General features: G+C 39.6%; 16 protein-coding genes. 8 read left to right on the top strand and 8 right to left on the bottom strand.

The genetic code is table 11. The features are described from left to right. Window positions 1-77: 77 nt before the first annotated feature. Entirely contained in the window at window positions 78-1,271 is a 1,194-nt protein-coding gene (gene fabV / locus U859_RS0103610) for an enoyl-ACP reductase FabV (protein WP_025142067.1), read from the bottom strand. Window positions 1,272-1,710: 439 nt separating this feature from the next. Between fabV and U859_RS0103605 the strand changes: the two genes are divergently transcribed. Further along, a complete protein-coding gene (locus tag U859_RS0103605) occupies window positions 1,711-2,418 on the top strand; it encodes a DUF2490 domain-containing protein (RefSeq protein WP_025142066.1) in 708 nt (235 codons plus the stop codon). 85 nt (window positions 2,419-2,503) lie between these two features. Beyond that, window positions 2,504-3,394, top strand: a complete 891-nt coding sequence (locus tag U859_RS0103600) for a hypothetical protein (RefSeq protein WP_025142065.1) — start codon at window positions 2,504-2,506, stop codon at window positions 3,392-3,394. Window positions 3,395-3,601: 207 nt separating this feature from the next. On the opposite strand, the gene U859_RS0103595 is transcribed toward U859_RS0103600, so the two are convergent. From U859_RS0103595 to U859_RS0103560, 7 genes are all read right to left on the bottom strand, one after another. Next, the gene (locus tag U859_RS0103595; protein ID WP_025142064.1) at window positions 3,602-4,048 is read right to left on the bottom strand and encodes a DUF1572 family protein; all 447 of its coding nucleotides are present in this window, start codon (window positions 4,046-4,048) and stop codon (window positions 3,602-3,604) included. A gap of 9 nt (window positions 4,049-4,057) precedes the next feature. Further along, the gene (locus U859_RS0103590; protein ID WP_025142063.1) at window positions 4,058-4,822 is read right to left on the bottom strand and encodes a hypothetical protein; all 765 of its coding nucleotides are present in this window, start codon (window positions 4,820-4,822) and stop codon (window positions 4,058-4,060) included. 27 nt (window positions 4,823-4,849) lie between these two features. Further along, window positions 4,850-5,722, bottom strand: a complete 873-nt coding sequence (locus U859_RS0103585; RefSeq protein WP_025142062.1) for a DUF4261 domain-containing protein — start codon at window positions 5,720-5,722, stop codon at window positions 4,850-4,852. A gap of 1,019 nt (window positions 5,723-6,741) precedes the next feature. After that, the gene (locus U859_RS0103575) at window positions 6,742-7,473 is read right to left on the bottom strand and encodes a head GIN domain-containing protein (protein WP_025142061.1); all 732 of its coding nucleotides are present in this window, start codon (window positions 7,471-7,473) and stop codon (window positions 6,742-6,744) included. Between the two features lie 119 nt (window positions 7,474-7,592). Beyond that, on the bottom strand, window positions 7,593-9,245 hold the full coding sequence (locus U859_RS0103570; RefSeq protein ID WP_025142060.1) for a M1 family metallopeptidase: 1,653 nt from the start codon (window positions 9,243-9,245) through the stop codon (window positions 7,593-7,595). A 157-nt stretch (window positions 9,246-9,402) separates the two neighbouring features. After that, on the bottom strand, window positions 9,403-11,268 hold the full coding sequence (locus U859_RS0103565; RefSeq protein WP_025142059.1) for a CocE/NonD family hydrolase: 1,866 nt from the start codon (window positions 11,266-11,268) through the stop codon (window positions 9,403-9,405). Between the two features lie 131 nt (window positions 11,269-11,399). Next, complete coding sequence (locus tag U859_RS0103560; protein WP_025142058.1) at window positions 11,400-13,271, bottom strand: CocE/NonD family hydrolase; 1,872 nt, start codon at window positions 13,269-13,271, stop codon at window positions 11,400-11,402. Window positions 13,272-13,555: 284 nt separating this feature from the next. Between U859_RS0103560 and U859_RS0103555 the strand changes: the two genes are divergently transcribed. From U859_RS0103555 to U859_RS0103530, 6 genes are all read left to right on the top strand, one after another. Further along, a complete protein-coding gene (locus U859_RS0103555) occupies window positions 13,556-14,389 on the top strand; it encodes a DUF6515 family protein (RefSeq protein ID WP_025142057.1) in 834 nt (277 codons plus the stop codon). A gap of 1,630 nt (window positions 14,390-16,019) precedes the next feature. Then, complete coding sequence (locus tag U859_RS0103550; RefSeq protein WP_025142056.1) at window positions 16,020-17,180, top strand: esterase-like activity of phytase family protein; 1,161 nt, start codon at window positions 16,020-16,022, stop codon at window positions 17,178-17,180. 24 nt (window positions 17,181-17,204) lie between these two features. Further along, a complete protein-coding gene (locus U859_RS0103545) occupies window positions 17,205-17,870 on the top strand; it encodes an HAD family hydrolase (RefSeq protein WP_025142055.1) in 666 nt (221 codons plus the stop codon). Window positions 17,871-17,915: 45 nt separating this feature from the next. Further along, window positions 17,916-18,524 carry a DUF2306 domain-containing protein gene (locus U859_RS0103540; protein WP_025142054.1) on the top strand — a complete coding sequence of 203 codons (609 nt, stop codon included), beginning with the start codon at window positions 17,916-17,918 and terminating at the stop codon, window positions 18,522-18,524. A gap of 37 nt (window positions 18,525-18,561) precedes the next feature. Next, window positions 18,562-19,113: a Crp/Fnr family transcriptional regulator gene (locus tag U859_RS0103535; protein WP_205314365.1), complete on the top strand. Its 552-nt coding sequence runs from the start codon at window positions 18,562-18,564 to the stop codon at window positions 19,111-19,113. A gap of 63 nt (window positions 19,114-19,176) precedes the next feature. Further along, window positions 19,177-19,536, top strand: a complete 360-nt coding sequence (locus U859_RS0103530) for a bleomycin resistance protein (protein WP_025142052.1) — start codon at window positions 19,177-19,179, stop codon at window positions 19,534-19,536. The last annotated feature ends 30 nt before the right edge of the window (window positions 19,537-19,566 follow it).

Below are 19,566 nucleotides of genomic sequence, written 5' to 3'. Positions count from 1 at the left end.
GTTTGTAATTAACTTATAGATTTCTCCATTCCGCTGCGCTACAGTCGAAATGACGACATCTCGTGGTAATGATGTTATTAGTTTACCAAACCTTCAATTTCTACTACTTCCTGGGCATCTTTTTGATAATCTACTTTATCAATTTCGAAACCGAACAAGCTTAAGAAATCAGATCTGTAACCTGGTAAATCACCTATTGCAGGTAAAGTTTCGGTAGTGGCTTCTTTCCAGAGCGCTGCAACTTTAGCCTGGATATCTTCACGCATTTCCCAATCGTCTATCCTGATTCTTCCCTTTTCATCAACAGGAACAGGATTGCCGCTGTATAAACGATCTGCATATAAACGTTGGATCTGCTCAATAGTGCCTTCGTGAACACCTTCTGCTTTCATCACTTTATACAATAATGAGATGTATAATGGAATTACCGGAATAGCAGAACTTGCCTGGGTAACCAATGCTTTGTTAACCGATACATAAGCTTTGCCATCAATATCTTTTAATTTATCACTGATTGTGAAAGCTGTTGCTTCTAAATCATCTTTAGCCCTACCAATGGTTCCTTTGCGGTACACTGGTTCGGTTAAAGCAGGGCCGATATAAGAATAAGCCACAGTGGTTGCGCCATCAGCAAGCAGGTTTTCTGCTTTTAAGGCATCAATCCACATCGACCAATCTTCGCCACCCATTACCGCAACGGTATTGGCAATATCCTCTTCGGTTGCTGGTTCGATAGAAATTTCAGATACATTACCGGTGTGGAAATCAACAGTTTTGTTGGTATAAGTACTTCCGATAGGTTTCAATGTAGAGCGGTGCAATACTTCGGTATCAGGATGTTTCCTTACCGGAGAAGCCAGGCTATAGATCACTAAATCAACCTGACCAAGATCAGCTTTGATCAGTTCAATTGTTTTTTCTTTGATTTCTTTTGAGAAGGCATCACCGTTAATGCTTTTTGCATATAAACCAGCAGCATGAGCTTCTTTTTCAAAAGCTGCACTATTATACCAACCTGGTGATGCAGTTTTGCCTTCAGAAGGAGCTTTTTCGAAAAATACGCCAATTGTAGAAGCACCAGATCCATAAGCAGCAGCAATACGCGAAGCTAAACCGAAACCGGTTGAAGCACCAATTACCAGTACTTTTTTAGGACCATCTATAGCTCCTTTAGATTTTACATATTCAATTTGATTCTTTACGTTTTGAGCGCAACCATCAGGGTGTGCGGTTAAACAGATAAAGCCCCTCATTCTAGGTTCGATAATCATTTTTGTTCTTTTTTACGTTTTGTAATGTTAAATAAGGGCAGTTTTAAGGTTCTTAAAAATGCCTTAATGCCCAAATCTTTAACGAAGATATATTTTTAATTGTTTAACGTTAAATGAAATTTGTTTTTAACCGCAAAGGGTGCGAAGTTTTTCGCAAAGAACGCAAAGAGATTATGTTGTTAACCACAGAGGTCGCAGAGTTTTACACGGAGGAGTACAGAGAAGGGTTTTATAGAAAAATTGCACATCGGTTCTCCGTCTTGCGACTCCGGACTAATTTAACCACGAAGACACCAAGACACGAAGACCACTAAGTGGGATGTAGTTATTTGTATTTCGGACTAAGGACCGCAGACTATAGACTTAGGACTAAACTTTCCTTATTTTGCAATATTTCTGCTAATTTAGCGACACACAGATAAAACCGGTTTATCTTTTTATGAAAAAAATATTATTATCTGCCGCGATGGTTCTCATCATGGCATCAGGAAAGCTATATGCGCAAACCCAATACCATAATTCGGGTTGGTTTATGTTTTTAAACAATACCAAGTTTAATGATAAGTGGGGATTACAATTCGATCTTCAGATCCGTTCTGCCGATGATTGGGGCTATGTGCGCAATACTTTGGTAAGGCCTGCGCTGCAATATTTCATTAATGATAAAAGTAATGTTGCCCTGGGTTATTTATGGCAAACTACTCATACTGAAGTTGCCGGAGCTGCCGACCTTACCCATCACGAGCACCGTATTTTCGAACAGTATATTTATAATCATAAAATCAGTTCGGTATTTGCCAGTCATAGGTTCAGGGTTGAACAACGTTTTATCGGCAGAACAGGTGAAGATGTGTTTTCGCAAAGGTTCCGTTATTTTTTCAGGTTGATCCAGCCGCTACAAAAAACACAGCCTGCTTTTACGAAGGGCGCGTTTGTGGCCTTGCAGAATGAGATTTTTTTAAATCTTCAAAATAAGAGCAAAATCAACAACAGTGTTTTTGATCAGAACAGGGCCTATCTTGCTGTGGGATACCGCTTTTCGAAAAAGTTCGATCTGGAGGCGGGATATATGAACCAGGCTTCTCATGGCTTAACCCACAATACGATTAATAACATTATACAGCTGGCTGTTTATACGAGGTTTTAATGATTTAAAGTCATTTTTTGTGTCATAAAGCTTAGCAAATGTTAAAGATGTTGTAAATGACTGGTCTTTTTGCTCAATTTGCCGCGTGAAAAGATTTACCATTCTATTTTTAGCACTCTTGTTTGGCAAGCGGATGCAGGCACAAGAGATTCAAACGGCTACAACAGACCATACACCAACTTCAAAAAGCTTATTTAATCCTGAGCACAAAAGAAACTTTTCGCGTAAGGGCGATTTCTTTTTTCACTGGGGTTATAACAGTTCCTGGTATGGTAAAAGCGATATCAGGTTTCAAGGACCGAATTATGATTTTACCCTTAAAGATGTGGTTGCGCATGATAGACAATCAAAATTAAGCTGGGATTATTTAAACCCGGGATTGATCACCGTGCCACAGTATAATATCCGTGTAGGATATTTTATCAAAGATAATTACAGCATCTCTATTGGTTGGGACCACATGAAATATGTGATGGATATTCCACAAACAGTGGCCATTACCGGGCATATCGGGCCTAATATTACCCCTGAAAATGTTCCTACCGGAGCATTGGCTGGTGATTATAACGGTCAAAGCATAAATGTTAAAGAAAGCATGCTTACTTATGAGCATACTGACGGCTTTAACTACGCCAATATCGAGGTGGAGCGTTATGATGATATCTGGGTAGCACCGGGGGGAAACACTTCATTAACCTTAGAAACTGGTTTAGGCGGTGGAATTATGGTGCCACGTTCTGATGTACGTTTGTTTGGCCTGGGCAGAAACAACCACTGGAATATTTCTGGCTATGGCGTTTCGGCTAAAATCGGTCTTAAGTTTTATGTTTGGAAAAATGTTTACCTTCAGAATACCACCAAGTTTGGGGCAACCAATTTAACCAATGTGCACACCACGGGCTGGGATGAATACGATAAGGCAAGCCAAAAAATTAACTACATCGAAAATATGTGGTTAATCGGGGTTCAGTTTTAAAAGATATTGAAGGAGGCTTAAGCCTCCTTTTTTGTTTTGGGGATAATTGATTGCCACAGAAACATGGGAGACACAGAGAATGCTTTTTCAGCCAACAGCCTGCCCCGATTTTTGTGGAAGCAATCTTTATAGCAAAGATCACTAATATGAAAGATTGCTTCACTCTTACGCTCGGTCCTACGCTTCTGTTCGCAATGACGGATCTATTTAAGCATCCAGCAACCTTCTGTGGTAATTAATCTGCCCCAGGTGATAAGTTAAATGTGTAGTGAGGTGAACGAGGAAAAATTCAGTAGAAGTTTTTTCTTCAAATACTAGTAGCGGATATTCGCCATTTATCTGTTCATTGCTTACCCGATCTAAACTTTCGCTAACAATGATTATGGTTGCTTCAATAATTTTAATGAGCTCTTGTTTCGGGATATCTTTTAATGAAAATTCGAGTTCGCGGTTACGGATATAATTGGTACCACCTAAGGTTGCACCAATATACGTATTTAGGTTACCGATGAGGTGGAGGCAAAGGTTCCCAGCCGAATTTGCAATATCGCAATTTATCCGCCATAAATTGGCCTCGTTTTGGTAAGCTTCGATTTCGGCTTTCAGTTTGGTAAGATCCCGGTTAAAAAGTTTTTTTAGTGTTTCGGTAAGCATCTATTGTAATTAAGGAACGATTTTTTTCGCAGGTTGTGATAATATTTCTTTTCCAGCTTTACTAATCACCAATTGTGCAGGAGGAGTACCTTTTTCGCCCATTACGGTGATGAAACAGGTATATAAATAATCGCCACTTTTAAACTGGTAATTATGGTTTCCGCCACTGCCATCGGGCGTTAATTTTCCATTGCTTAAAACAAGTTTGGGCTTATCGCTCATTTTACTTTTTATGGGCCATGAGGCATAGCGGTAATTGTAATTACCAAGGTCATCAATCCTGATCCGGTACTGGGCCGTTTCGAAAACAAGAACCGGTTGTGCAAAATTGCTGATTGAGGGGTGAAGACTGCTTTTATCAACGTTTATCAATCTAGCTTGTTCTTTGGCCTCCAACCTCGATTGATGGTTAACGGCAATTAATTTACCATCAGTATCAAGCCATAATTCGCCGTTTAATAACATAATGCCGCGCCAGCCAACATCATTCCAATCGGTTTCTAATTTAGAGTTAATGATCTTTTTGGTTAAATTATCATCAAAAACTTCTTTGTACCGCTTTACAAATTCCTGTTTATTTTTAATAGGAGGAATAGGGTAGGTCCGGTTTAATGGGTACTTGATTTTGCTACTCAGCTTTTCTATATTTCCGCTTTTAACAGCGTTGATAAAGCTGGTAACTACCGGGCGGTATTTTTTATCGAGCATTGGATCCTGCGCATAGGCGAAATTGATCATGCTGATCAATAAAACAGCTAATACTATTTTTTTCATATGGAAGGTGTAGGTAAACGAAGATAATTAATCTGGAGTTATATTTATTACGATTCTTTCTGGCCCGACAAGCGAAATTTGTTTTTCACATTTCCATTTTGAACCCGCTTTTAGCCCTTCGAGTGTATTTCCATCTAATATCACATCACCGTATTCATAAGCATAGTAGGCGTATGTCCATAATAAATTTGCCATTTCATTTTCATTTGCTGCTGAGAACCGAATTTGAAAATCTGGCAACCCAATGGTATGAAGTCCGATGGTATCCATTAACAATTCTTTATCATTAGGGGTACTGCTAATGTTGTAAAGCCTTACATTACAAATTGCATTTAAGGTTTGTATTTTGTCGGTATCCCAAATGCTGATGATGTTTTGTGGGTTTAAAATTTTCTGTGCCGGAGAAGAGTAAACCGCGTTTGGTCCGATTACCTTGATAACCAGCACCAAGAAATCCATAAATAAATTCAGCCTTTCTTTGTAGGGTAGTGTTCTCGACATGAAATCTGTTACCAATATTTCGTACGTGCAGTTTTTCGCAATCTGATTGGCTTCAGGCCAATGCCAGTTTTGTTGAAAAGCGGCCTCTGGAAGTTCGACTTCAGATTTGCCTTGATCAGGTATCATGATGGTGCATTGTGCCGGAATTATTGCATCAGCCAGCTGAATGGTATGATCGGGGAATGAGAAAATAAAGGTGTTTTCTGAGAAAGAATGCTCAACGTTTGCAAAGTGTTTTTTTACCCCGGCTAAAAGTTGATTACTATCGAGGTTTGGTTTTTCAATGAATAAAAGCTTGGCGCTAAGCAGCTCTGGAAAATTCTCCAATGGATCATTTTCTGTTAATTGTTCATTTTCTTCTACAGTGTTTTTCTTTTTAAATATGTTGAATAAACTCATGATTTGTATGCTTGTTACTGGCTGATGTATATTAAGCCGGTTTAAATATACAAATGAATGAAAACTGAAGGCATATTAAATTGAATTTCTTTATATATAAAATAAATCTGTTTTTTGGAGCGCATGGTTTGTGCACAACAATAAGTTTCTTCCCGTTTTACACTTGTACGCTTCGCTTCCTCGTTCCTCGGTCGCTGCAGGGTACCGCTTCAACCGGGGCTAGGTGGGCAGCGCAGTAATTCGTTTTTAGGGTTTGCAGGGCGCAGAAACCATTGTTACTAAACCCGATAGGAATGGAAAGCCCGGAAGCCCGATCCTTCATCGGAAGTAATGGAAAGCAGGGCCGGATACCACCAGGAACTATTGTACGCTCATTTCCATATCATAAAATAAATCTGTTTTTTGGAGCGCTGGGTTTGTGCATCACAATAAGTTTCTTCCCGTTTTACGCTTGTACGCTTCAATCCTCGTGTCTCGGTCGTTGCAGGGTACCGCTTCAACCGGGGCTAGGTGGGCAAAGCAGTAATTCGTTTTTAGGGTTTGCAGGGCACGAATCTCTGTTCCTAAACCTGATTGCAATGGTTCCGATCCTTCATCGGAAGTAATGGAAAGCAGGGCCGGATACCGTCAGGAACTATTGCACGCTCATTTCCATATCATAAAATAAATCTGTTTTTTGGAGCGCTGGGTTTGTGCATCACAATAAGTTTCTTCCCGTTGTACGCTTCAATCCTCGTTCCTCGGTCGTTGCAGGGTACCGCTTCAACCGGGGCTAGGTGGGCAGCACAGTAATTCATTTTTAGGGTTTGCAGGGCACGAACCATTGTTACTAAACCCGATAGGAATGGAAAGCCCGGAAGCCCGATCCTTCATCGGGATGAGGACTTGAAATGATAGCGGGACGGACATTAATAGTTGCACTGAACCTGCTTTTCAAATCACGCGTATAAGCTAAAGGGATATTAAAAAAAATGCCCCGAATTTCTCCGGAGCATTCTTTATCTGATGATGAATCTGATTTATACTTTTCTCACACCACCTGAACCGATAACGGTTTTATCAACAGTTGGGTTGCCAGAATAATTTACGCTTCCTGATCCGCTGATTACAGCTCTGATGCTTTCGCTAACGGCAATATTTACGGTTCCCGAACCACTGATGGTACTGGTTAATGTTTTTGTTGAAAAAGATTTACCCGCAAATGTACCCGAACTGCTGATCACCACTTTGGCACGATCGGCCCCACCAGTGATGTTTATGGCGCCTGAACCACTAATTACACCACTATAATCGTCTACATTGGCGGTTGCTTTGATGTTACCAGAACCGCTTACGGTTGTAGTTAGGCTACCCGTGCTGATTTTTCCGTTAACGGTTAGGTTGCCATCGCCACTTACAGTTAAGCTGGCCAGTTCTTTTGCGGTAACATAAGCAGTGATTTTTTTGCTTTCGTATTTTCTAGACCAGCTGGTAATACTTGTTTTTGGACGGATAACCAAAACATTGCCTTTTACTTCGGTAATAATTGAAGCAAGTGCCTCTGCATCTCCTTCTAAACGGCAGCTTTCAGTATTGCCTAAGGTTACAATTACATTAATAGGGCCTGCTGAAGCAATGCCGTTAAAGTTTTTAACATCGCGGTCATCGTTTTTTTTGCTTGATGCAATGATGCGGGTACCGTCTTTTGCAATTGCGTTAATGCCAGCGGTTAGTGTTAATGATGCCAATAATATTGCAAATACTTTTTTCATAGTGATAGATTTTATTTTTTAGATGAATAATGAGCTTTTCTTATAAGACGGTTGTTTTTCGGAAAAGTTGCACAAATTGAAAATTATCGTTGCAGATGCCTGGTAAACAGATTAAAATATTATACTTTTTTCATATTGATATAAAACAGCGGATCTTTTTTAAAGTTATCAGCATTTATACTGGTATCAACTTTTATGGTTTTCCAATCGTTTGTTGGTTTAATTAAAGTATAGGCGCCAGTTTTTAGGGTTACGCGTACTGGCATATCGAAACCTTTAACATCGGTTACCCAACGGTAAGATAAGTTGCCGTTATCGATTTTATATTCCAGAACCGGTATTTTAGTATAACGTAAATACTGATCAAAAATCTTATCTAATTTTAAACCGCTTTGTTTGGCAATGTAATTTTCGATCTGTGCGGTGGTTACGGTTTGATGATAAAAAGTTTTATTCAATCCGCGGAGGATCTGCCTGAATTTCTCGTCGTTATTAATGAGCTGACGGATGATGCTGATCAGATTTGCAGCTTTAGGGTACATATCGCCCGAACCTTCTTTGTTTACACCATAAGGACCAATTACAGGGATGTCGTTGCGGATGATTTTCTGTAATCCGATTACATATTCATCGGCAGCCGCTTTGTTCTCGGTACACTCGGTAAACAATACTTCAGAGTAATTGGTAAAACCTTCGTGCACCCACATGTCGCCAATATCTTTTGAAGTGATGTTATTGCCAAACCATTCGTGCCCGCTTTCGTGGATGGTAATGAAATCCCATTTTAAACCATGGCCGGTGCCACTTAAATCTCTACCTAAATAACCTTGTTTAAACTGGTTGCCATAAGCAACGGCACTTTGATGCTCCATTCCTAAATGCGGCGCTTCAACCAGTTTGTAGCCATCTTTATACCAGGGGTAAGGACCGAACCAGTACTCAAAACATTTTAGCATGGGTTTAACATCGGCATCCCAGTGCGGGCGGGCTTTGGCACTGTCGGTTTGTAATGCCCAATAATCTATACTCAGTTTTCCGTTTTCGCCATCATAACTGTCTTGCCAGTGAGCATATTTACCAATGTAAAAGGTTACGTCATAATTATTGATGGGGTTGCTTACAAACCAGTTATATTGTTTGTAACCACCGGCCTGATCAACAGTATTTCTTAATCTTCCATTAGATATTTCCTGCAAAGTATTTGGTATGCTGATGCTGATCAACATGCTGTCTACCTCATCGCTCTGGTGATCTTTATTTGGCCACCATACGCTGGCGCCAAGCCCCTGGCAGGCTACAGAAACAAATGGATTGCCAGCAGCATCTTTTTTGAAAATAAAACCACCATCCCATGGTGGAGTTTTAGCCACGGTCGGGTTACCTGAGTAAAAAACCGTGAATTTATCTTTACTTCCTCTTTTAACTGCTTTGGGGAAGGTTACAAAAACAGCATTATATTCCCTTGTGAAAGGTAAATCAGTGCCCTTGTACACTACTTTTTCTACTTTGAGGTTATCGAAAAGATCGAACTGTAGTTTATTAAAATCCTGTGTAGCTGTAAAAGCAAATTCGTTGCTTCCGGCGATGGATTTCTGATCGATATCGATTTTTACGTCTAAGTGGTAATAGTTAATGTCGTAGCAGGTACGTAAAGGGCTAAGTGTTCCACGGAGGCTATCGGCCCTGGAGTTTACCTGGTTTTTGCCCAGCATCTGCGCCTGCGCAGCAGGAATACTGAAGGCAAGTGCGAAAAGAATAAATAGTTTTTTCATTTGTTTATTGGTTGACCATGCTTTCGGTTCGTGGAGACACGAACCGAGGCTTTGGGGTTTTTATAATATTGCGTTATTGCGAGGCACGAAGCAATCCTAATGCGATCGCTATAACCCACAGTTGTAAGATTGCTTCGTGCCTTGCAATGACGATTTGCTATTTTATCACGTCAACTTCGATAAAGCTATCGTTAAATACCGTTTGTGTAGCTTTAATATAGTCTGCTTCAGTTGCTTTATAAGGGTTTTCTACAAATTTCTGTGGATTACGGGCAAATAACGGAAAAGCTGTACTCTGCACCTGAATCATAATCCTGTGTCCTTTTTTAAAGGTATGCAATACGTCCTGCAATTGAAAGTTTACATCTGTTTTTTGATTGGCTACCAAAGCCTCTGGTTTTTCAAAACTGTTGCGGAAACGGGCCGGCATCACTTCTGAGCGTACCATTTGCCAGTAATTGCTCAGGGTAATGTTCTTATTTGGCATATAAGGGTTATTGGGCTCATCAGCTGGATATACATCGATCAGTTTTACAATAAAATCGGCATCGGTACCGGTAGTGGCAATTTTAAGGTGCGACATGATTTCGCCGCCCAAAGTAATGTCGTTGTCCAATACCTCGGTTTGATATACCAAAACGTCTGGTCTTCTGCCAGCAAAACGCTGATCTTCGCTCATGTAATTGTGCGGGGTAAAACCTAAGGTAGTGGTTAAATCTTCTGTATATGGAACTGGTTTTAAAGGATCGCTGATGTAATTTACTGAGCCAGCAGCTGATGGGGCAGTCATGCTCAATTTACCATCGGCACCCAGATATAATTTTTGTTTGCTGGCTTTTTCTGTTGGCCATTTGCTAAAGGTTTCCCATTGTTTTTTACCAGTATCGAACATGTAAGCTTCTGGCAGGCCAGAGTTTTTATCTCCATTACCTTTTAAGAAATGGTTAAAAAATTTCGCTTCGATTTCTTTTTGGTAAAAAGTAGCGATGCTATCGCCAAAATAAACATTGCTGTGCATGGTGTGACCAGTTTCGCGGCTCCATCTGCCATGTCCGAATGGTCCCATAACGATGGTATTGTAAGCATTTGGGTTTTTCTTTTCGATGGTTTTATAAATGTTTAATGGTCCTGATAAATCTTCTGCATCGTACCAGCCCCCCACCAACATTACGGCTGGTTTAACGGTATTGTAGTGTTTTAACAATCCGCGTTTTTGCCAAAACTCATCGTAGTTTGGATGGTTAACAGTTTCCTGCCAGAAGAAATTATTTTTATAATATTTATCGGCATTGGTTAAAGGACCAAGGTCTAAAGCAAACTGATAGCCATCTTTTGTTTTTGGCAAAATCATTTGATTATTGTACCAGGCTTTTGAAGTGGTATCTGTTTTCTGAACGCCAAATACCGGAAAGGTAAAAAAGTAGCTTTGTAAGAATGAACCATTGTGGTGGAAATCATCAAAAAAGAAATCAGAAATTGGTGCCTGCGGCGATGATGCTTTTAGTGCAGGATGATTGCTTAAAATTCCGGCTGCGGTATAAAATCCAGGATAAGAAATACCCCACTGACCCACCTTACCATTGTTATTGGCCACATTTTTAACCAACCAATCAATGGTGTCGTAAGTATCTGAACCTTCATCCACATCTTTCTTTGTTTTTTTATTGTCGATTACGGGTGTCATATTGGTCCACGTACCTTCGCTTTTCCAGCGGCCGCGTACATCCTGCATCACCACGATATAACCTTCTTTCATCATCAGTTCGGATGGGCCTAAACGTGCAGGGAATTTATCTTCACCATATGGAGCTACACTATAACAGGTGCGTTGCATAATCATCGGATATTTTTTATCCTTTGCCGCATCTTTTGGGGTATAAATGGCCGTAAAAAGTTTGGTGCCATCACGCATGGGGATGTACACTTCTTTTTTAGTGTAGTTTGTTTTTGGGTATCCTGCATCGCTTTGAGCAAAGGCCGAAGAGGCGGAAAGCAGGATGATGATGAGTTTAAAGTATTTCATTTTTTAAGAATAATAAGCTAAGAATTTGTTTTTAATGTTAGGCGTCATTCCCGCGCAGGCGGGAATCGTAATGCATTAAGATTCCTAATCAAGTTGGGAATGACGAACCGCATAACGACGCGCTTAACATTTTATTTTAACACCGAAACGGTAATGAACGAGCTGTTGTGCACATCGTGGTAAATTTTGTGTGTTGCTTTTTGAAAATCCTGCGGTTCTGCCTGATAAATATCCATAAATTTCTGCGGATTGCGATCAGCTAAAGGGAACCAGGAGTTTTGAATCTGGATCATAATCTTATGCCCTTTTTTGAAGGTGTGCGCAACATCTGGCAAAGGATAATTTACATTTGTAATGGTTCCGGGAACAAAAGCCTCGGGTTTTTCGAAACTGTTGCGGTATTTGCCGCGCATAATCTCGCCACGAACCAACATTTCGTAACCGCCCATGATTAAGTTTTTTGGGTTCGGTACCGGGTTTGGAGCATCTTCGGGATAAACATCAATCAGTTTTACAACATAATCGGCATCTGTTCCGGTAGTAGAAACCACAAGATTGGCCAGTACTGGGCCGGTTAGCGTAATATCTTCTGTTAAAGCATCAGTTTGGTATGTTTTTACATCCGGGCGACGGGCGGCAAAACGTTGATCGTCGATCATATATTCGCGGGTACGTTTGGCCTGGATACCATCCTGATAAGGAACGGGATTATTCGGATCGCTTACATATTCGTCCCAGCTATCAGTTCTGCCCACTTTTTCGAAAGCCAGTTTTCCGTTGGGTTGTAAATACAGGTTTTTTGTTTCTACATCTTGTGGTGGCCAGGTGTTGAATTTTTTCCATTCGTTACTACCGGTAACAAAAATATTGGCTTCTGATGCATTAAAATCGCCTTCACCTTTTAAATAATGTTTAAAGAAGGGCAATTCGTACTGTTGCTGATAATCGATACTGGTGGTTTTGCCAAAGTTGATGTCGCCAAGAAAAGAACCATCACTGCGTACCCAGCCTCCATGAAACCATGGACCAGCTACGAGGATATTATTAGCGCCAGGATTCTGTTTTTCAATGGCTTTATAGGTGGCAAAAGTACCATAAGCATCTTCTGCATCAAAAAAACCTCCTACCACCATCACCGCTGGTTTTACATTGGTTAAATGTGGGGTAATTAAACGCGATTTCCAGAAGGTATCTAAATTTGGATGTTTAAATAAATCGTTCCAGAATTTAATGCTGTCTGCAAAATAACGGTCTTTTAGGTTTTTAACAGATCCTGCTTCTAAATAAAAACGGTAATTGTCCTGAATAGGGAACTGAAAACCTTTGGGGCCTTTATCAGGGGTGATGGGTTTAGGACGTGGAACGCCAAAACTGCCCATAAAACTGAAGGCATCCATTAAAAATAAAGTTCCACGGTGGTGAAAATCATCCCCTAAAAACCAATCGGTAACTGGTGCTTGTGGCGATACAGCTTTCAAGGCCGGATGTGCATTAGGCAGCGAAGTTGTAGAATAAAAACCCGGGTACGAAATGCCATAAATCCCGGCATTACCGTTATTGCCTTTTACATTTTTAACCAGCCAGTCGATGGTGTCGTAAGTATCTGTACTCTCATCGATGGCTGTTTTGCCTTTTTTGCCCACTACCTGGGGGCGGATATCGGCAAAGGTTCCTTCGCTCATCCAGCGGCCACGTACATCCTGGTAAACAAAAATAAATCCTTCTCGCATCATTGCAGGGAAATTACCCAGGCTCAGTTTGTATTTATCTTCTCCATAAGGGGCAACGGTGTAAGGAGTACGGTTTATTAAAAATGGATATTTTTTGGATTGATTTTTGGGTATGTAAATGGAAGTGAATAACTTAACCCCATCACGCATGGGGATCTGGCGTTCTATTTTGGTGTAATTTTCTCTCACATAAGCCGAATCTGTTTGCTGGGCAAGTAATTCATTTGAAATAAACAGACAAAACAGAAGACCGAAAATTCTTTGAAGATTCATTTATTTTAGTTTTTAGGAATAAAATTTAAATATAGGTGATTAGAGATTGATTAGAAAAAATAGCCCGTAAAAGGTTTGTTAAAGATGTATAATGGAAGATGTGTGATGGATAATGGCGTAGTCCGAAAGTCGGAAGACTGAGGTCAGAAGCCTGATGTGAAAAAAACTGCTATTTATAACACTTTCTTCGTCATCACTTTATCAAAATTTAGTTAAATCCTGTTAAGGGATAATCTTTTAAGAATTTTAACCGTCATATAGATAATCGAATTAAACACAAAAAAATGAATAGGTTATTAAATAAAGGATTGGTTGTTTTCGCTGCAGCAGCGATGATTGCAACCTTGAGTATCGAAAGTGTTTCTGCACAGCGGCCAAGCAGGAGCGGAGGTGGTGGAGGTTCTTTCGGCGGAGGCAGATCGGGCTCAATTGGCTCATCAAGAGGTGGCGGTTCCATTTCTCGTCAGCCATCTATGCGCGCGCCGAGCAGAGGCAGTTTTTCTCCCGGTATCCGTTCAGGCAGACCAAGTTATGGTTATAACAGGCCAGGTTACCGTCCGGGATATGGCAGACCGGGTTATGGTTACAGACCTGGTTTTGGAAGACCATATTATAGACCTTATTACAGTTATTATAATTTTTACAGGCCGTTTTTAGGTTTCAGGATTGGTGTATTGCCTTATGGTTATTATCCATTTTATTATGGTCCGAACCAATTTTATTATTCTGGTGGATTGTTTTATCAACAAAATAATGATCAATACGAAGTAGTAACCCCACCAGTGGGTGCTGAAGTTCCGAATTTACCATCAGATGCAAATCAGGTGACCATTAACGGGGTTGATTATTACGAATATAAAGGTGTTTATTACACTCAAAAAGAGAATGCCGATGGTAAAACGGTATATGTTGTGGCTGGAAAAGATGGGGTTTTAAATACAACGGATGGTCCGGTTGATACGCATAATATAGGTGATATTATTAACCAATTGCCAGAAGGATGCAGAGAGGTGACCATTAAAAATGAAAAATATTTTGTTTCGCCTGATGATGTGTACTATGAAGAAATTGTAGACGGAACGAATATTACTTACCGCGTAATCGGTAAGGTGTTTTAATCCTAATCTTTTAATTATTTTAGATATTTAGTTGTGCAGTCGGATGTTCCCATCCGACTGTTTTTTTAGCCACGGATACACGGATGGACACGGAGATGTTTTTCGTAATTAATGCCATATACAGGATTAGATTACTCCGTGCTAATCTGAGCCTCGGTGACAAAAACTATAAATGTGCAGTCGGATGTTGCCATCCGAGTGTTTTTTTAGCCACGCATACACGGATTGACACGGAGATATTTTTCGTAATTAATGCCATATCCAGGATTAGATTACTCCGTGCTAATCTGAGCCTCCGTGGCAAAAATTATAAATGTGCAGTCGGATGTTGCCATCCGACTGTTTTTTTAGCCACTGATTCACGGATTGACACAGAGATATTTTTTTGCAGCTAGTGACATATCTGGGATTAGATTATTCCGTGCTAATCTGAGTCTCCGTGGCAAAAACTATAAATGTGCAGTCGGATGTTCCCATCCGAATGTTTTTTTAGCCACGGATACACGGATGGACACGGAGATATTTTTCGTAATTAATGCCATATCCAGGATTGGATTATTCCGTGCTAATCTGAGCCTCCGTGGCAAAAATTATAAATGTGCAGTCGGATGTTGCCATCCGACTGTTTTTTTAGCCACTGATTCACGGATTGACACAGAGATATTTTTTTGCAGCTAGTGACATATCTGGGATTAGATTATTCCGTGCTAATCTGAGTCTCCGTGGCTAAAACTATAAATGTGCAGTCGGATGTTCCCATCCGAATGTTTTTTTAGCCACGGATACACGGATTGACACGGAGATGTTTTTCGTAATTAATGCCATATCCAGGATTGGATTATTCCGTGCTAATCTGAGCCTCCGTAGTAAAAACTATAAGAGTGCAGTCGGATGTTGCCATCAGACTTTTTTTAGCCACAGATTCACGGATTGACACGGAGACATTTTTTGCAGCTATTGACATATCCAGGATTAGATTACTCCGTGCTAATCTGAGCCTCCGTGGCAAAAATTATAAATGTGCAGTCGGATGTTGCCATCTGACTGTTTTTTTAGCCACAGATTCACGGATTGACACGGAGATGTTTTTGTAGTCAATGCCTTAATTGATGAGTTTGTTTTTATCATTAAGGAGTTAAGATGATTAAGGTTAGAAGATATAAATGTGCAGTCGGATGTTGCCATCAGACTTTTTTTAGCCACTGATACACGGATTGACACGGAGATGTTTTTCGTAATTAATGCCATATACAGGATTAGATTACTCCGTGCTAATCTGAGCCTCGGTGGCAAAAATTATAAATGTGCAGTCGGATGTTGCCATCCGAGTGTTTTTTTAGCCACGCATACACGGATTGACACGGAGATATTTTTCGTAATTAATGCCATATCCAGGATTAGATTATTCCGTGCTAATCTGAGTCTCCGTGGCAAAAATTATAAATGTGCAGTCGGATGTTGCCATCCGACTGTTTTTTTAGCCACAGATTCACGGATTGACACGGAGACATTTTTTGCAGCTAGTGACATATCTGGGATTAGATTATTCCGTGCTAATCTGAGTCTCCGTGGCAAAAACTATCAATTGTTGCATCAAAAAAACATATTTTTGCAACCTAAACATTTCGATTTGAAACCCATACGCCAATTCTTCTTTGTTTATGCTCTTTTTGCTATTGTACTCTCCTCCTGCTCGGTAACCAAATATGCGGCGGTTAAGCAAGTAGAAACCAGTATTTCGTCGGTTAAATTTCTGCATGAATACGTGATGCCTTTAAACTTAAATTTTCAAAATACGGTGGTGGGTGGTTTATCGGGGATTGATTATGATGCAGCTCAAAACCGGTATTATCTGATCAGTGATGATCCATCGCAATTCAGTCCGGCAAGGATTTACACCGCTCAGATCGATCTCAAAACAAATAAAATTGATACCGTTCGGATAACAGGTGTTACCTGTTTCTTGCAGGAAAATGGAAAACAGTATCCCAAATATGGTACCGATAAAAGTGTAAAACCTGATGGCGAATCGGTCCGTTATAATCCAATTATCAAACAATTAATCTGGAGCAGCGAAGGTGAAAGATTGTTTAAAAATGGTGATACCACAATCGTTCAACCCAGTTTAACTTTTATTTCTACCACCGGAAAATTTTTAGATACCATTCCGCTGCCAAAAGGTTTTCATTTTACAAAAACGGAGAGCGGTCCACGGAAAAATGCATTGTTCGAAGGATTAACCTATGCCGATCATTACAAAACTTTATATGCCAGTTTAGAAGAACCCTTATATCAGGATGGCCCACAATCTTCTTTTGGTTATGATAAGGCTTTAACGCGGATTTTAAAGTTCGATGCAAAGACCAAAAGAAATATTGCCCAATATGCCTATAATCTGGGAGATTTACCTGTGAAACCTAGTGTAGATAACGACTGGAATATCAATGGCATTTCAGAAATATTAGCGGTTAACAACCATACGCTATTGGTAATGGAAAGGGCCTGGGCAAAAGGGCACGATGACCATACTTTTTTAAAACTCTATTTGGTTGATCTGAACGGTGCCGAAAATGAAATTGATAATGCATCTTTTGTAAAGAATCCACCGAAGCCTTTAACCAAAAAACTACTTTTCGATTTTGATACTTTAAACAGGCATATCGATAATTTTGAAGGGGTAACTTTTGGGCCAAAACTTGCGAACGGGCATTATTCTTTAATATTTTGTGTAGATAATAATTTTGCGAAATCGCAGGTTCAGCAGTTTTTTTTATTTGAGGTTATTCCTTAAGCTAATTCCAATTTAAAATTTATAATGAGTAAAATAAAAGCATTGCTTTTCGATTTAGACGGTACATTAATTGATTCAGAGAAATTTCATTTCGATTGTTGGAATACATTTTTGGGTGAGTATGGTGTAACCATTGATTTTAAAGACTGGCTAAGTAATTATGCAGGAATCCCCTTGCCGAAAAATGCAAAAACAATTATAGACCGATATAAAATTCCTGAAGATTTAGATCGCTTTGTTGATAGAAGAGAAAAAATAACTTTTGATGGCTTTAGAACAACCGATATTCAGTTAATGCCTTATGCCTTAGAATTTGTGCAGTTTGCTTACGAAAAAGGATTTACGCTTGCGGTGGTTACGGCCAGTCCTAAAATTGATGTTGAAGCTGTTTTTGAGCGCAATGGTTTGGCGAAGTATTTTAGTTTGTTTATTACCCGTACAGATGTAAGTAAATCAAAACCCGATCCTGAAAGTTATAATCTTTGCGTGGAACGCTTAGGTATAGCGAAAGAAGAGTGTATTGTTTTTGAAGACACTCTGAATGGTGTTAAATCTGCGATGGCTGCAGGCATTACCTGTTACGCTATACAGAACAATGTGCGTGCACATCAAAAACTAAAAATCGCTGATGAGCTATTTCTTAGTTTTGCCAATGCCAAAGAATTTATGCTGCAAAAGGAATTGATTTAGTTCTTGAAAATTAACTAGATTAGTGGAAAGCAATCAAACTTTCTCATGGTAAAAAAAGGATTATGGATTTTATTTGCAACCTTCGCATTGCTGATTGGACTTTATCCAATGATTTACTTTTTGATCGATAGAAAATTTGGATTGTTAAATTCAAAATCGGTTGAGTTGTTAAGCAATACTTTTTGGAACATTGGTTTTTATACGCACATCATCTTAGGGGGAGTCGCTTTATTTATTGGTTGGACACAATTTAGTCCGAAAATGAGAAACAGGCGTATGGCATTACACCGAAAACTGGGTAAAGTTTATGTCGTTGCTGTACTGCTTAGCGCATTAGCGGGTATTTATATTGGTTTTTTTGCGACAGGTGGATGGGTTTCTTCCGCGGGATTTATTTGTTTAGGCATCATTTGGTTTTACACTACCCTAAAAGCTTATTTATATATTAAAAATGCCGAAATTGAAAAACATCAAAAAATGATGGTTTACAGTTATGCGGCTTGTTTTGCTGCGGTAACATTAAGGATTTGGCTTCCGGTTTTGACCATGTTTTATGGCGATTTTTCAAAAGCCTATCTGGTTGTTGCCTGGCTGTGCTGGATCCCTAATTTGATTGTTGCCTATTTAATCACCAGAAAAATCGCAAATCAATAACTTGTATGGCCTATCTGCTGAAATAATTGAATTTTATATGATGTCAGCTCAGGAAATTTTAGCCCGTGTCGGATCATTTTCATCCCATGATCTGCTTCTTTTTGAAGAAAAAATTCAGCGAAAAATATTCAAGAAAAATGATCTGTTATTGCGACAAGGTGAGGTTTGTCAATCTGTTTATTTCATCTTATCTGGATCTTTCTTTCAATTTCAGGTTGATGATACAACTGAAATAATCATTGATTTGCACTTGCCCAAAGAATGGATGTATAATCACCCAAGTTTGATAGATCAAAAACCATCGGACACAACAATTAAGGCATTTGAGGATGCTGAGGTTGTAGAATTGAGTTTAAGTAACCTGCATGAGTTGATTGCCAGGTCGCAATCTTTCTTAAACCTCACTAGGATTTTTGACCAAACTAATCACCGGACCTATCTTTTCGATAATGCATTAAGTCCTGCCCAAAAATATAATTACATTAAAAATGCCAAACCGTTTATTGTACAGGTTTTTCCTGTTAAAATGATTGCTTCTTACCTTAAAATAGCGCCCGAAACACTAAGCAGGGTTAGGGCAAATTATTGAATTTCCTGATTTCGATCAAGTGCTGCTTTTGAGAAAATACCTCATCTTTGAAATAAAAAAAATATGCTTACAGAAATCAACCCGAAACTGCCCATGCGGAATAAAGCAGTTACCAGAAACTTTTACGTAAATCAGTTGGGTTTTAAAGACATTGGAGGTGCCGATTTCAATGAATATCTGATGGTACAAAAAGACCAGGTACAGATTCACTTTTTTTTATTCGAAGCACTCGATCCCAAAGAAAACTACGGACAGGTTTACATTCGTACCAATGATATAGACGGGCTGTACCAATCGATGTTGGATACTAAACAAAGCATTCATCCGGCAGGAAGTTTGCAAACCAAACCCTGGGGGCAGAAAGAATTTGCCATGCTCGATCCGGATAGCAATCTGCTTACTTTCGGGCAAGAGGTATATTAGTTCAGTTGTTCATTAGTCAATGGTTCATTA

Source organism: Pedobacter jeongneungensis (assembly GCF_000633455.1).
Classification (GTDB): domain Bacteria; phylum Bacteroidota; class Bacteroidia; order Sphingobacteriales; family Sphingobacteriaceae; genus Pedobacter; species Pedobacter jeongneungensis_A.
The sequence above is the reverse complement of the archived record's forward strand: the minus strand, read 5'-3'. Positions and strand labels throughout refer to the sequence as shown.

Excerpts from the sequence above, each read along its gene's own strand:
- fabV (WP_025142067.1), bottom strand. The coding sequence starts at position 1,271 with ATGATTATCGAACCTAGAATGAGGGGCTTTATCTGTTTAACCGCACAC.
- U859_RS0103605 (WP_025142066.1), top strand. The coding sequence starts at position 1,711 with ATGAAAAAAATATTATTATCTGCCGCGATGGTTCTCATCATGGCATCA.
- U859_RS0103595 (WP_025142064.1), bottom strand. The coding sequence starts at position 4,048 with ATGCTTACCGAAACACTAAAAAAACTTTTTAACCGGGATCTTACCAAA.
- U859_RS0103590 (WP_025142063.1), bottom strand. The coding sequence starts at position 4,822 with ATGAAAAAAATAGTATTAGCTGTTTTATTGATCAGCATGATCAATTTC.
- U859_RS0103585 (WP_025142062.1), bottom strand. The coding sequence starts at position 5,722 with ATGAGTTTATTCAACATATTTAAAAAGAAAAACACTGTAGAAGAAAAT.
- U859_RS0103575 (WP_025142061.1), bottom strand. The coding sequence starts at position 7,473 with ATGAAAAAAGTATTTGCAATATTATTGGCATCATTAACACTAACCGCT.
- U859_RS0103570 (WP_025142060.1), bottom strand. The coding sequence starts at position 9,245 with ATGAAAAAACTATTTATTCTTTTCGCACTTGCCTTCAGTATTCCTGCT.
- U859_RS0103565 (WP_025142059.1), bottom strand. The coding sequence starts at position 11,268 with ATGAAATACTTTAAACTCATCATCATCCTGCTTTCCGCCTCTTCGGCC.
- U859_RS0103560 (WP_025142058.1), bottom strand. The coding sequence starts at position 13,271 with ATGAATCTTCAAAGAATTTTCGGTCTTCTGTTTTGTCTGTTTATTTCA.
- U859_RS0103555 (WP_025142057.1), top strand. The coding sequence starts at position 13,556 with ATGAATAGGTTATTAAATAAAGGATTGGTTGTTTTCGCTGCAGCAGCG.
- U859_RS0103545 (WP_025142055.1), top strand. The coding sequence starts at position 17,205 with ATGAGTAAAATAAAAGCATTGCTTTTCGATTTAGACGGTACATTAATT.
- U859_RS0103540 (WP_025142054.1), top strand. The coding sequence starts at position 17,916 with ATGGTAAAAAAAGGATTATGGATTTTATTTGCAACCTTCGCATTGCTG.
- U859_RS0103535 (WP_205314365.1), top strand. The coding sequence starts at position 18,562 with ATGATGTCAGCTCAGGAAATTTTAGCCCGTGTCGGATCATTTTCATCC.
- U859_RS0103530 (WP_025142052.1), top strand. The coding sequence starts at position 19,177 with ATGCTTACAGAAATCAACCCGAAACTGCCCATGCGGAATAAAGCAGTT.